This is a genomic window from Silvimonas sp. (assembly GCF_031291215.1).
Lineage (GTDB): Bacteria > Pseudomonadota > Gammaproteobacteria > Burkholderiales > Chitinibacteraceae > Silvimonas > Silvimonas soli.
Genome location: NZ_JARLJK010000066.1, coordinates 89,442 through 102,077, shown reverse-complemented (window position 1 = coordinate 102,077; position 12,636 = coordinate 89,442). Strand labels below are relative to the sequence as shown.

Annotated in this window: 11 protein-coding genes; 8 read left to right on the top strand and 3 right to left on the bottom strand. The window is 57.6% G+C overall.

The window, feature by feature from the left end; genetic code table 11:
- Positions 1 to 8: 8 nt before the first annotated feature.
- From P4L78_RS08430 to P4L78_RS08410, 5 genes are all read left to right on the top strand, one after another.
- Positions 9 to 899, top strand: coding sequence for a LysR family transcriptional regulator (locus tag P4L78_RS08430; RefSeq protein ID WP_309327597.1), 891 nt, complete (start codon positions 9 to 11; stop codon positions 897 to 899).
- Positions 900 to 1,182: 283 nt separating this feature from the next.
- Positions 1,183 to 2,070, top strand: coding sequence for a transporter substrate-binding domain-containing protein (locus tag P4L78_RS08425; protein WP_309327596.1), 888 nt, complete (start codon positions 1,183 to 1,185; stop codon positions 2,068 to 2,070).
- 246 nt (positions 2,071 to 2,316) lie between these two features.
- Positions 2,317 to 3,066, top strand: a complete 750-nt coding sequence (locus P4L78_RS08420; protein WP_309327595.1) for an SDR family oxidoreductase — start codon at positions 2,317 to 2,319, stop codon at positions 3,064 to 3,066.
- Positions 3,067 to 3,297: 231 nt separating this feature from the next.
- Positions 3,298 to 3,735: a carboxymuconolactone decarboxylase family protein gene (locus P4L78_RS08415; RefSeq protein WP_309327594.1), complete on the top strand. Its 438-nt coding sequence runs from the start codon at positions 3,298 to 3,300 to the stop codon at positions 3,733 to 3,735.
- Positions 3,736 to 3,826: 91 nt separating this feature from the next.
- Complete coding sequence (locus P4L78_RS08410; RefSeq protein ID WP_309327593.1) at positions 3,827 to 4,675, top strand: GNAT family N-acetyltransferase; 849 nt, start codon at positions 3,827 to 3,829, stop codon at positions 4,673 to 4,675.
- A gap of 5 nt (positions 4,676 to 4,680) precedes the next feature.
- Here the strand turns inward: P4L78_RS08410 and P4L78_RS08405 are convergent, their stop codons facing one another.
- Complete coding sequence (locus P4L78_RS08405; protein WP_309327592.1) at positions 4,681 to 5,433, bottom strand: CDP-diacylglycerol diphosphatase; 753 nt, start codon at positions 5,431 to 5,433, stop codon at positions 4,681 to 4,683.
- Positions 5,434 to 5,801: 368 nt separating this feature from the next.
- Here P4L78_RS08405 and P4L78_RS08400 point away from each other — a divergent pair, with 368 nt between their 5' ends.
- From P4L78_RS08400 to P4L78_RS08390, 3 genes are all read left to right on the top strand, one after another.
- The gene (locus P4L78_RS08400) at positions 5,802 to 7,715 is read left to right on the top strand and encodes a B12-binding domain-containing radical SAM protein (protein WP_309327590.1); all 1,914 of its coding nucleotides are present in this window, start codon (positions 5,802 to 5,804) and stop codon (positions 7,713 to 7,715) included.
- 92 nt (positions 7,716 to 7,807) lie between these two features.
- A complete protein-coding gene (locus tag P4L78_RS08395) occupies positions 7,808 to 8,434 on the top strand; it encodes a glutathione S-transferase family protein (RefSeq protein WP_309327589.1) in 627 nt (208 codons plus the stop codon).
- A 75-nt stretch (positions 8,435 to 8,509) separates the two neighbouring features.
- The gene (locus P4L78_RS08390) at positions 8,510 to 8,725 is read left to right on the top strand and encodes a YdcH family protein (RefSeq protein ID WP_309327588.1); all 216 of its coding nucleotides are present in this window, start codon (positions 8,510 to 8,512) and stop codon (positions 8,723 to 8,725) included.
- Positions 8,726 to 8,812: 87 nt separating this feature from the next.
- On the opposite strand, the gene P4L78_RS08385 is transcribed toward P4L78_RS08390, so the two are convergent.
- Together P4L78_RS08385 and P4L78_RS08380 are read right to left on the bottom strand one after the other, a co-directional pair.
- On the bottom strand, positions 8,813 to 11,092 hold the full coding sequence (locus tag P4L78_RS08385; RefSeq protein ID WP_309327586.1) for a DUF5916 domain-containing protein: 2,280 nt from the start codon (positions 11,090 to 11,092) through the stop codon (positions 8,813 to 8,815).
- A 218-nt stretch (positions 11,093 to 11,310) separates the two neighbouring features.
- Positions 11,311 to 12,579 carry an amino acid--tRNA ligase-related protein gene (locus P4L78_RS08380; protein WP_309327584.1) on the bottom strand — a complete coding sequence of 423 codons (1,269 nt, stop codon included), beginning with the start codon at positions 12,577 to 12,579 and terminating at the stop codon, positions 11,311 to 11,313.
- Between the last annotated feature and the right edge of the window lie 57 nt (positions 12,580 to 12,636).

Genomic DNA, 12,636 nt, shown 5'->3' with positions numbered 1-12,636 from the left:
CGGACCCTATGGATCGCTTTCAGGAAATGCAGGTGTTTGTGCGGATTGCCGAACGTCACAGCTTTAGTGCGGCGGCGGACGATTTGCAGATTCCACGTGCCACGGTCACCAATCTGGTCAAGCGACTGGAACAACGCCTGGGCGCACGCTTGCTGGAACGCACTACCCGCACGGTACGCCTGACGCACGACGGTGAGGCCTACTATCACCGTTGTTTACGCTTGCTGGCCGATCTGGAAGAAGCCGAGGGTTCTTTTCGTGATACCGCACCCAAAGGGTTATTGCGGGTGAACTTGCAAGGCACGCTGGCGCGCAATTTCGTGGTGCCGGCATTGCCCCTTTTTTTGGCGCAATACCCGCAGATTGAATTGCAAATGGGGGAAGACGACCGCCTGGTCGATCTGGTGCGCGAAGGTGTCGATTGCGTGCTGCGTGCAGGCACTTTGCAAGATTCGCTGATGGTAGGACGCCGCGTTGGACTGATGGAGCAAGTCACCTGCGCCAGCCCGGCCTATCTGGCGCGCTTTGGTGAGCCTGCCGACCTTGCCGCGCTGGCAACCCACCAGGCAGTGAATTACATTTCCAGCGCCACCGGTAAAGCGGTGCCACTTGAATTTATGGTGAACGGGCAACTGGTGCCGGTTTATCTGCAGGGATTGGTATCGGTAACCGGGGCTGATTTGTATGCCGGGTCCGCTGTGGCAGGACTGGGCCTGGTGCAGGTGCCGCGTTACCGCATTCGCCAGGAACTGGAAGACGGGCAACTAAAAGAAATACTGCCCGCATTCGCGCCGCCACCCATGCCGGTGTCGGTGTTATATCCACAAAACCGCCAGTTATCGTCGCGCGTACGGGTATTTGTGCAATGGATGGCGCAACTGTTTGAAGATGCCTTTTGAGCTATGTCAAAGCAAGGCCACAGGCAACAAGAAGCGAGTGGGCGAGCCTGCAGAGCGACCGCCTTTGGAGCGGTTTCAGATAGGGCCGCCTGGCACCGGAACAGGGCCGTTGGGCCGAAACGCGCACCGGAAAAAGGCAATAATAATCAATTGGCTGCAATGTTTAACAGGTTGCGAAGGTTCTGGCTATTGAGGGAATTCCTGGCGCGGATTCATGACATCTACATAGCCGCTACAGGGTAGAATCGGCCATCCCCGAACATCCAGAAGGCAGAGCATCACCATGCGCCTGCAGAGCATTTTTTCCCGACTCGTTTATCCGATTGTGGTTGGTTTTTTGAGTTTTCAATCAGTCGCTGTTTTGGCAGACACGCTAGATACCATCAAGTCCACCGGTGAAGTCAAAGTCGGTTACCGCGAATCATCCCAGCCGGTGTCTTATGCCGTGAATGATGTTCCCACCGGCTTCGTTATTGATCTGTGCCGCGATATCGTTGCCAATAGCATTTCTCCGGCCATTCACAAGCAGGTGAAGATCAAGTTCGTCCCTGTTACGGCGCAAAACCGCCTGGGCATGTTGACCGACGGCAAAATCGACATGGAATGCGGCTCTACCACCATTACCGAAGACCGCCTGAAGAAAGTCGATTTCTCGGTGGTGGATTTTGTGACCTCATCGCGCCTGGTCGCTTTGAGCGGCGCACCGGTGACCTTGCAAGCGTTGTCGGGCAAGACCGTGGCGCTGAAATCGGGCTCCAGTCACGTTGAGTTGCTGTCCAAAATGATCGGCAATGTGCACGTGCTGTACGTCAACGATGCCGCCCAAGGTGTGCAAGCGGTGGCGAGCAAGCAAGCCGCTGCCTATCTGGACGATGAAATCCTGATCCAGAGCGCCATTCACAAAGCCGGGCTGGATCGCAAAAACTTCGGCTTTAGCGACCCGTTGTCGGTGGAGCCGTATGGAATCGCCTTGCGTCGCGGCGATACCGCTTTCAACGTGCTGGTCAATGCCGGGATCCGCAGCAACTTTTCTCACCCGGAAAAAGCCATTGCTTCGCTGGATAGTTATTCGTCGCAGATGGGCAGCAGCGTGAACAATCTGACGCGTGATGCCATCCGCTGGCCCGCGCATTCACGCCAGTGCAGTTTGATCGACAAGGGCGATTGCTAAGCGGTTTTGCCGCAACCATTCCAGCTGCCGCCATCTTTAAAAAGGGTTCCGTCATCATGTCGGAGCCCCTTTTTTGTTTTACGGCGGACATGCGCTGGTGCCTTGATTCCGGCGGTGCGCATTATTGGCCAATAACACGTTCGATAAAATCGCACGTATCGGTGGCGGGGACTGCACGTCTTGTCATTTGTGGGGGAGCACTATGGCTTCACGGTTTCAAACCGCCAACCCCACAGGAGAAACATCATGCAACGCTTTACAGCAAAAACAGTTCTGGTTACCGGCGGCAGCAGCGGTATTGGTCTGGCCGCAGCGCAAGCCTTCGCCGCCGAAGGTGCCCGCGTCATTATCACCGGGCGCGATGAAGCGGCGCTGGCCAAGGCAAAGGCCGCCATTGGTGACCAGGCAGAAGTCATCCGGGCCGACTCCGGCAATGCCCGTGCCGCCGCTGAACTGACCGGTGAAGTGAGTCGCCTGGGTGTGCAACTGGACGCCATCTTCATCAACGCCGGGTCGGCCTCGTTTTCGCCTTTTGACAAGGTCAGCGAAGATTTGTGGGATCGCACCTTCAACACCAACGTGAAAGGTCCGTACTTCCAGATTCAGGCACTGCTGCCGTTGCTGAAACAAGGCGCGTCCATTGTGCTCAACGGTTCGATCAACGCCCATATCGGCATGCCCGATTCCTCGGTCTACGCCGCCAGCAAAGCCGCGCTGATTTCGCTGGCCAAAACGCTGTCGGCCGAGTTGTTGCCACGTGGCGTGCGCGTGAACGTGATTAGCCCCGGCCCGATTGCTACTCCGCTATATGGCAAGCTGGGCATGGATGCCGAAACCCTGCAAGGCGTGGCTGAGCAAATTCGCAATCAGGTGCCGCTAGGCCGTTTTGGTACGCCAGAAGAACTGGCGTCGACCGTGCTGCATCTGTCGGCGCCGGAGTCCGCCTTTATTGTCGGCACCGAAATTGTGGTGGATGGCGGTATGAGCCAGTTGTGAGCGTAATCGGTCAGGAAAAATGGCGTGGCTTGCTGATGCGGGCCACGCCATTTTTTTTACCATGCCAGAGTGGTGATTTTGGGGCACCGTTTTTTCAGTTATTCAGTCCCGGTGGCTACCTGAAAATTCCGGAAATTGGATATTTGCGCAAGCCACCGGGACGCCTAATCTGGCTCCTGTCGCGTCATGGAACGCAGCCCTTTTAAAACTGAACACAACGGAGCAACCATCATGCAAGCTCGTCTGGACTTCTACAAAGCCAATCCCGCAGTGATCAAAGCCATCCTCGGGCTGGAAGAACACATCAATAAATCCAGCCTGGACAAACCCTTGGCCGAGCTGGTGCGTCTACGCGCTTCTCAAATCAATGGCTGCGCGTTTTGCGTGGACATGCACGTGACCGATGCGCGCAAAGGCGGTGAAACCGAGCGTCGTCTTGCCACAGTGGTAACCTGGCGCGAAACGCCATTTTTCACCGATCGCGAACGCGCCGCGCTGGAGTGGACCGAAGCGGTGACGCTAGTGTCGCAAGACCACGTGCCAGACTCGGTGTGGGAATTGGTCAAGCCGCATTTCAGCGACGAAGAAATCATGGATTTAACGTTGCTGATTGCCGCCATCAATACCTGGAACCGGTTTGCGATTGCGTTTCGCAAATTGCCGGCTTGAGCGAGAATCGGGGCGGGCTGTGCCTTCCATGTTTGAGTCACTGCCCGCGTTACCCCGCCAGACATCCGCTCATTCCTTACCTGATTTCACCATGATTCTAACCAGCTCCAATGTCGCCGCGATCCTCGAACAAGCCGAGGCCAGCCATTTACAGCAGCAAGTGGCCGCGTTGCGCGAGTTGTCCGGGAATGCGGCGATGCGGGCCATGCCCTTCGCGGGCGGCGTGGCGGCGCTGACGCTCCCCGAGTTTGGACGCAAGCTTAACCATGTGACAGGGCTGGCCATGAGCGCGCCGGTGGGCGTGAAAGAACTGGCGCATTTAGAAACCGCGTATGCCGATCTCGGGCTACCTGTGGAGATTGACTTGTGCCCTCATGCGGACCCAACCCTATTGCCGTTGCTGGCTGCGCGTGGATATCACGTCAATGCCTTTAGCAACACCTACGTCATGCCTTTGGTCCACGAGGCAAATCGCCCTGCCAATAACCAGGAAATAGACATCATCACCGGCTCTCAACTGAGCGATGAGTTGTTTATCGAACATTGTGTGGCGGGTTTCTCCGTGCAAGCCGTGAGCCGGCCCGCCAGTTTGCTGCAAGCGCTGGCCCGGATTGCGGTCATGCGCCAAGACACCAGATTGTTTGCCGCGCGCATCAGCGGGCTGATTGTCGGAACCGCAGGTTTAAGCCTGTTGCCGACTCCGGCCGGAACCGTAGCGTATTTGTCGATTGCCAGTACCTTGCCAGCCGCACGCAATCGCGGGGTGCAGGCGGCACTATTGCTGGCCCGTCTGCAAGCAGCTGCGGATGCCGGATGCATCCTGGCCAGTGCATCGGTGCGCCCGACTAATAGCAGCGCACGCAATGCAGAACGGGCGGGGTTTAGCCTGGCTTATACCAAATGCACCTTTAGCCGGAGCGGCCAGACCCCGGTCAATTAACCTGGTCAGGGGCTAACCGCGTTCGCGCATCCACTCAGCAAATCCTCCGCATGCCCCTGGTTCTGCACACCATACTGCCCCACCAACACCACGGTTTCAGCCCCGCTTTCAAGCCGGAAATCCACTGTGGCGGCAAACGCGGTGGCATTGCCTTCGCTGGCCGCCAGATCGGGATGGCTGGCCGCCAATTGCGCGAACAGATCGGGCGTAATCTGGTTGCCGGGCAGTCGTCTGGCCAGATAACGCTGTGGTCCGGATACGGTATCGAGCGTCAGTGGTTGCCAATCGGCGCTGATTTGTCCGCCAGCCGCGGCCAATTGCCGTGCCACATCCTGCGCTACACAACTGATGTGCACATGCAGTTGTCCCTGACTGCGCCCCGGCACGGAATTGATGGCGATGCCCACCCGCGCCAGCGGCACACCTCCGCTAACTTTTCGGGCATTGGCAAACACGCTGCGCAAACGCCAGGCCTCGCCAAACCACGGCATGCTGCCGCTTTGCCAGAACATCGGGCTTTCAATGCCACAGGTCTTCTGGTGCGGCACCAGCAGATAATGGAATGGTGCGCGATTGTTCTCAAAAATGCCGAAATCATCGTCGTGATAAGGGCAGGCTACGCGATCAACCTTGTCGCCATAGCAGGCGTTTTGCAGCACACGCGGCAAATCATCGCGGCCAGCGCATTGGATATCTGCGCCATATACGGCCACGCTGGCCAGACACACTAAAGCTGAAAGCCAGCATCGGAAATTCATGACGTGATCCTCAATGCGGCCCGGTCAGGAGCGCGCTGCAAGCTCATCTTGGCGGGGAATGGTGATATGAACCAAGCCCGAGGCCGGGCACAGGTATAATCGCGGCCCCGCGGGTTGAGCGCAAAATTACAGTGCCGACATGACAACTTCATGTGAAAATCCGGGGATTCGCAAATTGCGCTAATTCATTGTCTCCGTTGGGAAAATCCGTTTTCTGCCCCCGCGTCTGACAAGCGCCCGAGTTAAGGCGTTTTGAGTAAACCCGCTGCCGATGCGTGCATCCAGTAGGGCAAGAGAGTTTTTATGTTTATGTTCGTCGATTCAGTTGAGCCAGCCATTCAGCGTTGCACACGGCACGGAGCCTCGCGATGAGTACCCCAGCGTTGCGCGTGTTGTCGATTATCCCGCCGATGACGCAATTGAACACGCCGTATCCGTCGACGGCCTATCTCACGGGCTTTCTGCGTTCACGCAATGTAGAGGCAGTGCAGGAAGACCTCGCGCTGAAACTGGTGCTGGAACTGTTCAGCCCGGCCGGTTTGCAGGCGGTGCGCGAGCGCATCGAACCGATTCCACCGCGTAAACGCTCGCCTGCGGTGAGTTCATTTTATGAACAGTTTGATCGCTATGTGGCGACCATCAAGCCAACGATCGCCTTCTTGCAGGGCCGGGATTCCACGCTCGGGCATCGCATTTGCGGTCGCAATTTTCTGCCCGAAGGCCCACGGTTTGAATCGCTGGACGTGTATATCGATGACGAAGGTGGTGATCCGCTGGCGTGGGCGTTTGGTGCGCTGGGCCTGCAAGATCGCGCCCGCCATCTGGCCACGCTGTATCTGAACGATATTTCGGACGTACTGCGCGATGCGGTCGATCCGCGTTTTGAATTCGTGCGTTATGCCGAATCGCTGGCGCAAAGCCAGCCGACTTTCGACCCGCTGGCCAAAGCGCTGGCTGCACCGCTCAATCTGGTTGATGACACCTTGCGCACGCTCACGCTGCAAGCCATCGAGCGGCATAAACCGACGCTGGTGTTGCTGTCGGTGCCTTTCCCCGGCGCGGTGTATGCCGCGTTCCGTATCGCGCAGGCGATCAAGGCGCACGACCCGTCGATCACCATCGGGCTGGGTGGCGGTTTTGTGAATACGGAACTGCGCGAGCTGGCCGAGCCGCGCGTGTTCGACTTCTTCGATTACGTAACGCTGGATGCCGGCGAGCGCCCCTTGTTGGCGTTGCTGGAGCATCTGCAAGGCCAGCGTTCGCAGCAACGGCTGGTGCGCACTTTTGTGCGCGATGCCCAAAGCGGCAAGGTGCGCTACATCAACATGATGGAAGCCGATGTGCCGTTTGCCGAGGTCGGCACGCCGACTTGGGATGGTCTGCCGCTGGACCGATACTTGTCGCTGCTGGACATGCTCAACCCCATGCATCGGCTGTGGTCGGACGGGCGCTGGAACAAGCTCACCATCGCCCACGGTTGCTACTGGAAGAAATGCAGTTTCTGCGACGTGAGTCTGGATTACATCTCGCGTTACGAGAATGCCTCGGCGGTGGAACTGGTGGATCGCATCGAACGCATCATCGCCGAAACCGGTCAGACCGGTTTTCACTTTGTCGATGAAGCCGCGCCACCCAAGGCCCTGAAAGCGCTGGCGCAAGAGCTGTTACGGCGCAAGATTTCCATCTCCTGGTGGGGCAATATCCGCTTCGAAAAATCCTTCACGCCGGATCTTTGCCAGCTGCTGGCAGAAAGTGGCTGCATCGCTATCTCGGGCGGGCTGGAAGTGGCGTCAGACCGCTTACTGAATCTGATGAAAAAAGGCGTATCGGTCGAACAAGTCGCCCGCGTGACGCGTGGTTTTGCCGAGGCCGGGGTGCTGGTCCATGCCTATCTGATGTACGGCTTTCCGACGCAAACGGTGCAGGACACGGTTGATGCACTGGAATATGTGCGCCAGTTGTTTGAAGAGGGCTGTATCCAGTCCGGCTTCTTCCATCGCTTTGCCTGTACCGTGCATTCGCCGGTCGGCAAGAACCCGGATGAATACGGCATCACGCTGGAGCCGCTGCCGCCGATTACCTTTGCCACCAACGACGTCGGCTTTATCGACCCGACCGGTGTCGACCACGACTTGCTGGGTCAGGGGCTGAACAAGGCGCTGTACAACTTCATGCACGGTATCGGTCTGGATCAGGACGTGCGCAGCTGGTTCAACACCCGCGTGCCGCGCACTCAGGTTTCGCGCAATCGCATAGCCAAAGCGTTGTCTGCCCAGTATTGATGAATTGCACCGTTTAATGCGCTGGCGCTGAAACTGGTCTGATGCCATAACACCGAATAACCCTTATCCGGTGGCAATGGAGAAATCGATCCATGTTCATTCTTTATGGTGCTCAATCGTCTGGTGCAGCAGCAGTTGAGGCGGCGCTGGGCATGGTCAATGTGCCGTTTCGGTTGGTTGATGCGGCGTCCTGGCAACCCGGCCCCGGGCTGGATGAACTACGCCAGGTTAATCCGCTGGCGCAAATCCCTACGCTAGTTTTGCCCGATGACTCGGTGTTGTCGGAGAGCGCGGCCATTCTTATCCATTTGGGGCTGGCTTATCCGGACAGCGGCTTGCTACCGACGGATGCCAGTCAACGGGCGCAGGCCATTCGTGGCCTGGTGTATATCACCGCCAATTGTTATGCGGCCATTGGCGTGATCGATTACCCGGAACGCTGGACCGAAACGACCGACGAACAAGAGCATGCGCGGGTCAAACAAGGGGCCCGGCAGCGTTTGCATGGTTTGTGGGATATCTTCGCCGATACCTTTCCCGCCACGCCGTTTCTCAACGGTGAACAACCCGGCGCGCTGGATTTGCTGGCGGTGGTGGTTTCCAAATGGTCGGGCACGCGTGCGCACCTGGCGCAATCTCGCCCCGCATTCAGCGACTTGTTAAAACACATCGAACAGCACCCGGTGTTCGCTACGGTTAACGCACGCTACTGGCCTTGATCGGGATCAAAATTGCTCTGAAGGCATTGGGCTAACTTGCTTTGTTCAGGCCCCCAATACTTAAGGAGTTTCGAGATGTTTCCCGAATATCGCGACCTGATTTCCAGTCTGAAAAACAGCAACCCGCATTTCTCCAGGCTGTTTAATCAGCACAATGAGCTGGACCAGAAGATCAAGAATATTGAATCCCAACCCGTGGGTTTTGGCGGCGCCGAAGTCGAAACGCTCAAAAAAGAGAAACTACGACTGAAAGATGAACTGTATGTATTGCTGAAACAGGCAGCGGTTTGAAGGTTTCAGAGCGGTTGCCAGATTGACCACCAACGTTAAAAAGCCGAAGCAAATTGCTTCGGCTTTTTTTGTTGTGACGTCAAATCATCAAATATCAAACTGGAACTTGGCAAACACTTCGGTGCTGCGCGTACTGGCCGTATCGGTAAAGGCGTTGTGGCTATAGGTCGCGCCCAGATACCAGACCTTTAGCGCGGACCAGCGATGGGCGTAGGTCAATGAGATCGAATCGGTTTGCGTAATCGATGTTGGCACGTCGCCCGGCATCACGGCGGTGCGGTTGGTGATCTCGCGCTGCAAAATCGCCCGGGCGGAATCCTGGCCAGTGAAATGCAGCACCGACAACAATTGCACGGCGGTGTCTTTCAGCGACACCGTGCCATCCGGCGCATACAACATCGTTTGCTCAAAGCGCGGTTCAATCTCCAGCCGGTCCAGCGCCCGAAAGCGCGCATCCAGCAGCAAATAAACGCTGCGGCTGACTCGATCATTGCCCACATCCACCTGGTCACCCAGAACGGTTTTGGCTTCCAGCCAGTTAAACCAGGCCGCCGGATTGGCGTCGATTTCCATCGAGTACTGGTTGAAACTGTGTAACGCGCCGCCATCGCTCACGCGTTGCGCCATGGCCGGGTGGTATTCCAGCGTCAGCGCGATCTGGTGCGGGCCATAAATTGCCACGCCCGGATCAATCTCGCGGAACACCGTGCTGCCATCGGCGGTAGTCACCGAATCCTGGTAAAACAGATATTCGTCGACCTCGCTCCAGTCACCATCGAGCCGGTTCCGGTGCAGCATTTGGGCGGTGAGTTGCCGATAGCCCGACTGGCCGAAAAAGCCGGTGTCGTCACGAAAAGCGTTAGAGACCTGCTGATAGGTGAGCGAGGGCTCCCACGACGGTGTTTTGCGTAGCCAGTCCACCAGCACATCCGAACCCGATTGCGCCGGGCCTTTTTGCAGCGTGCCGCTATCGGTCGCAAGCGCCGAAGTGCTGGATAATAGCCACTGCGCGCGAACGCGGTCGCCCTCGCTGGAATGCCACACCACATCTGGACCGATAACCGCGTTGTCGCCCAGATTGCCAGCGTAATTGCGAGCGGTGAACAAACCGCCCAGCGACACGCCATCGATATAGGTGCGGGCGCGCCCCAGAACCACATCGGACTCTGGCTGCAGCACGCTGTCGGTGCTGAATGCATGTGGAATCAGAATCTGGCTGCCACCGGTGTCATCCAGTGCCAGCAATGTCGCCTCGGTGTTGTCGTCACGCCGCGTGGCACGCAAGCCCCAGTCCGGCTGGGTGATCGAGCGTGTATACAGGGCTTTGGGGCCGTTGCCGCCCTGTTCGTTCATCAGCGTGGGTGATTCCAGAATGTCACTGCTTTCCAGAAAGAACGGGCGTTTTTCCTGCAATTGCAGGGCAAACTGCGCATTGCTGGTCAGCTGCGGGACATCCAGCTCGACCTGGGAGAAATCCGGCTTGATGGTGGCATCGATCACCCACGCCGTGTTGGGCTGCCATTTCAGATCGATACCTGCGTCCAGATGCAGCGATTTGTCCACCGGCTGGCCAGAAACGCCATCGCGATTCCCTCGCAAGGTCACTTGCGGGCGCAGGCTCCAGTTGTTATCCGGTGCAGCGGCTTGCAGCGCGTCCAGCGGGTTCATCAGCGCGATCATGCTGGTGGCGGTTTGCTGCAGCGGCACGCTCATCAAGATGTAGTTCTGCTCACGCGGATAGCTGCGCATGATCTGGAATTGCCACGGCTTGGCGCCTTTGTCGGCAAAGCGCAACTCGGAAAACGGAATGCGGATGACCGCCGAATAGCCGTCTTTAAGCATGACGGCGCGAGCGTCGACTTCAAAGTCGGGCGAGAAATCGGCGTTGTCGGTATCGGCGCTGTAAATGCCGTCGGAAATCACCCCGCGCGGATTGACCCGCACAAACATGGCTGACTTACCGGCACCAATCGGGTCCAGATACACCCCGACAAAATCCTGGTTGGTTTTCACGTTGTCCCGGCGCACGAACGGCGCGCGGATATCTTCCGGGTGTGGGTCGTAAGCACGAACGCCAAAGTAGATGGCTTTATTGTCGTACAGCACGCGCACGGTGGTGCGTACCGGCGCCGTTTTGCCGTCGACGGGTTCGTATTCCCAGAATTGATCGTATTCCGGCGCGGATTGCCAGACAGGGTCATCCAGCGAGCCATCAAATTTGAGTTTGGCGTCTGCGGGAATACGGTTTGCGGTACAACTGGCGGCAAAAACTGGCTGTGCAAGCAGGGTAATGCAGGCAAGCGCTATTGCTACCAATCTGACGCGTGCAGCCAGGGATCGCTGGCCAGGCGCAGTGGAACAAAGCATTGATACTTCTTCTTTTTTATTGTGATTTCAACAGCGATGAGGGCGCATTGTAGCTAGCAACGCGCGTGTTACATATCGCGCCCGCTGGTGCTGTCACATAAAACGAACACTCGCGCTGACATGATCAAAACAGGTGCGCAAAACGGCATCGGGACAGGGTCTGATCCCCGCGCCGGTGCACGTATTTACAGAATTCTGATTAATTGATCATCGCCCTTTTACGGCAGGATGGATTTGGGCGTGCGATGCAAAAAGGTCGCCTCACGTATCGACGGCAAACCCAATCGCAACGCCACCAGCCGCGCCAGTCCCAGCCCAAAGCCACCATGCGGTGGCGCTCCCCACTGAAATGAATCCAGATAGCCTTGTGCGCCTGCGCCAGACAAGCCTTTCTCGGCCAGTTGGGCGAGCAGTACGTCTCGCCGATGTTCGCGCATGGCGCCGGTGGTGATCTCCATGCCGCGATACAGCAATTCGAAGCTTTCAGTGAGGTCTGGCCGCGAGCTTTGTCGTCGGTGATAAAAAGGCCGTTGCGACCACGGCACTTCGACTATTGCGCAAAAATCGACGCCTTGGGCTTGCAACTGTTGACCCAATTCGCGTTCATGCGCGCCCGTGAGTGCGGTATCGGTGGCAAGTTGCAGCCGACGACAGACCTGGGCGTGGGTGAGAATCTCAAGCGGCCCGCTGTCTGCCAGTGTCTGAGGAAAGTGTTGTTGCAGATGGCTGCCGTGGGCGGCTTCCAGTTCGGCAAACGCGTAACTGATCATGGCGTATTCCAGCGTGGCCAGGTCTGCCGCGCTGCGCTCGCCTTCCAGTTCGATATCCACGCTGATGAACTCAGTGGCGTGGCGCACCGAGAATGATGGCTCGGCGCGAAATACCGGGCCGATCTCGAAAACGCGCCCCATGCCGCCAATAATGGCCATCTGCTTGTAGAACTGCGGCGATTGCGCCAGATAGGCCGTCTGGCCGAAGTATCCCAGCTTGAACACCTCAGACCCGGATTCGGACGGCGCCCCCATCAGTTTTGGCGTGTGGATTTCTACAAAGTCCTGCGTGGCTAGCCAGTCTCGCAAGCCATGTTCCAGCGCGGCGCTGGCCAGTAAAGGCAGCAAGTCAGCAGCAAAGCGCAACCGGGCGCTGGGATGCTGGCCTTTCAGATGGACGTCGCTGTGCGCATCTATCGGCAGCGGGGCTGCAGCCGCCAGAACCTCCAGTTGGTCGGCGACGATTTCAATGCCGTGGATCGCTTGTGGCATCAATTGGCTGCGACCGTGGACCCGCACATAGCTCTCGCTGCTGAGGCTGGCGCAGATATCCAGCAGATCGGCTTGCAGCACCACGCATTGCAGCAGCGTCAGGCGGCTGCGTAACTGCACAAAGGCAATCTTGCCCTGATGCCGCACCGCATCGACAAAACCTTCAAGCGTGACTGGCGCGGGTGCGTGCTGTTTGAGGTCGGAAATAGTGGAAAGAGAAAACATGTCTGGCTCCTTGCTGCGTTAACAACAGAAAAAAACGGCCGCAGCGCCAGGACATGA

What these genes read in the sequence shown, in the direction of transcription:
- P4L78_RS08430 (WP_309327597.1), top strand. Translation starts at nt 9, where the DNA reads ATGGATCGCTTTCAGGAAATGCAGGTGTTTGTGCGGATTGCCGAACGT.
- P4L78_RS08425 (WP_309327596.1), top strand. Translation starts at nt 1,183, where the DNA reads ATGCGCCTGCAGAGCATTTTTTCCCGACTCGTTTATCCGATTGTGGTT.
- P4L78_RS08420 (WP_309327595.1), top strand. Translation starts at nt 2,317, where the DNA reads ATGCAACGCTTTACAGCAAAAACAGTTCTGGTTACCGGCGGCAGCAGC.
- P4L78_RS08415 (WP_309327594.1), top strand. Translation starts at nt 3,298, where the DNA reads ATGCAAGCTCGTCTGGACTTCTACAAAGCCAATCCCGCAGTGATCAAA.
- P4L78_RS08410 (WP_309327593.1), top strand. Translation starts at nt 3,827, where the DNA reads ATGATTCTAACCAGCTCCAATGTCGCCGCGATCCTCGAACAAGCCGAG.
- P4L78_RS08405 (WP_309327592.1), bottom strand. Translation starts at nt 5,433, where the DNA reads ATGAATTTCCGATGCTGGCTTTCAGCTTTAGTGTGTCTGGCCAGCGTG.
- P4L78_RS08400 (WP_309327590.1), top strand. Translation starts at nt 5,802, where the DNA reads ATGAGTACCCCAGCGTTGCGCGTGTTGTCGATTATCCCGCCGATGACG.
- P4L78_RS08395 (WP_309327589.1), top strand. Translation starts at nt 7,808, where the DNA reads ATGTTCATTCTTTATGGTGCTCAATCGTCTGGTGCAGCAGCAGTTGAG.
- P4L78_RS08390 (WP_309327588.1), top strand. Translation starts at nt 8,510, where the DNA reads ATGTTTCCCGAATATCGCGACCTGATTTCCAGTCTGAAAAACAGCAAC.
- P4L78_RS08385 (WP_309327586.1), bottom strand. Translation starts at nt 11,092, where the DNA reads ATGCTTTGTTCCACTGCGCCTGGCCAGCGATCCCTGGCTGCACGCGTC.
- P4L78_RS08380 (WP_309327584.1), bottom strand. Translation starts at nt 12,579, where the DNA reads ATGTTTTCTCTTTCCACTATTTCCGACCTCAAACAGCACGCACCCGCG.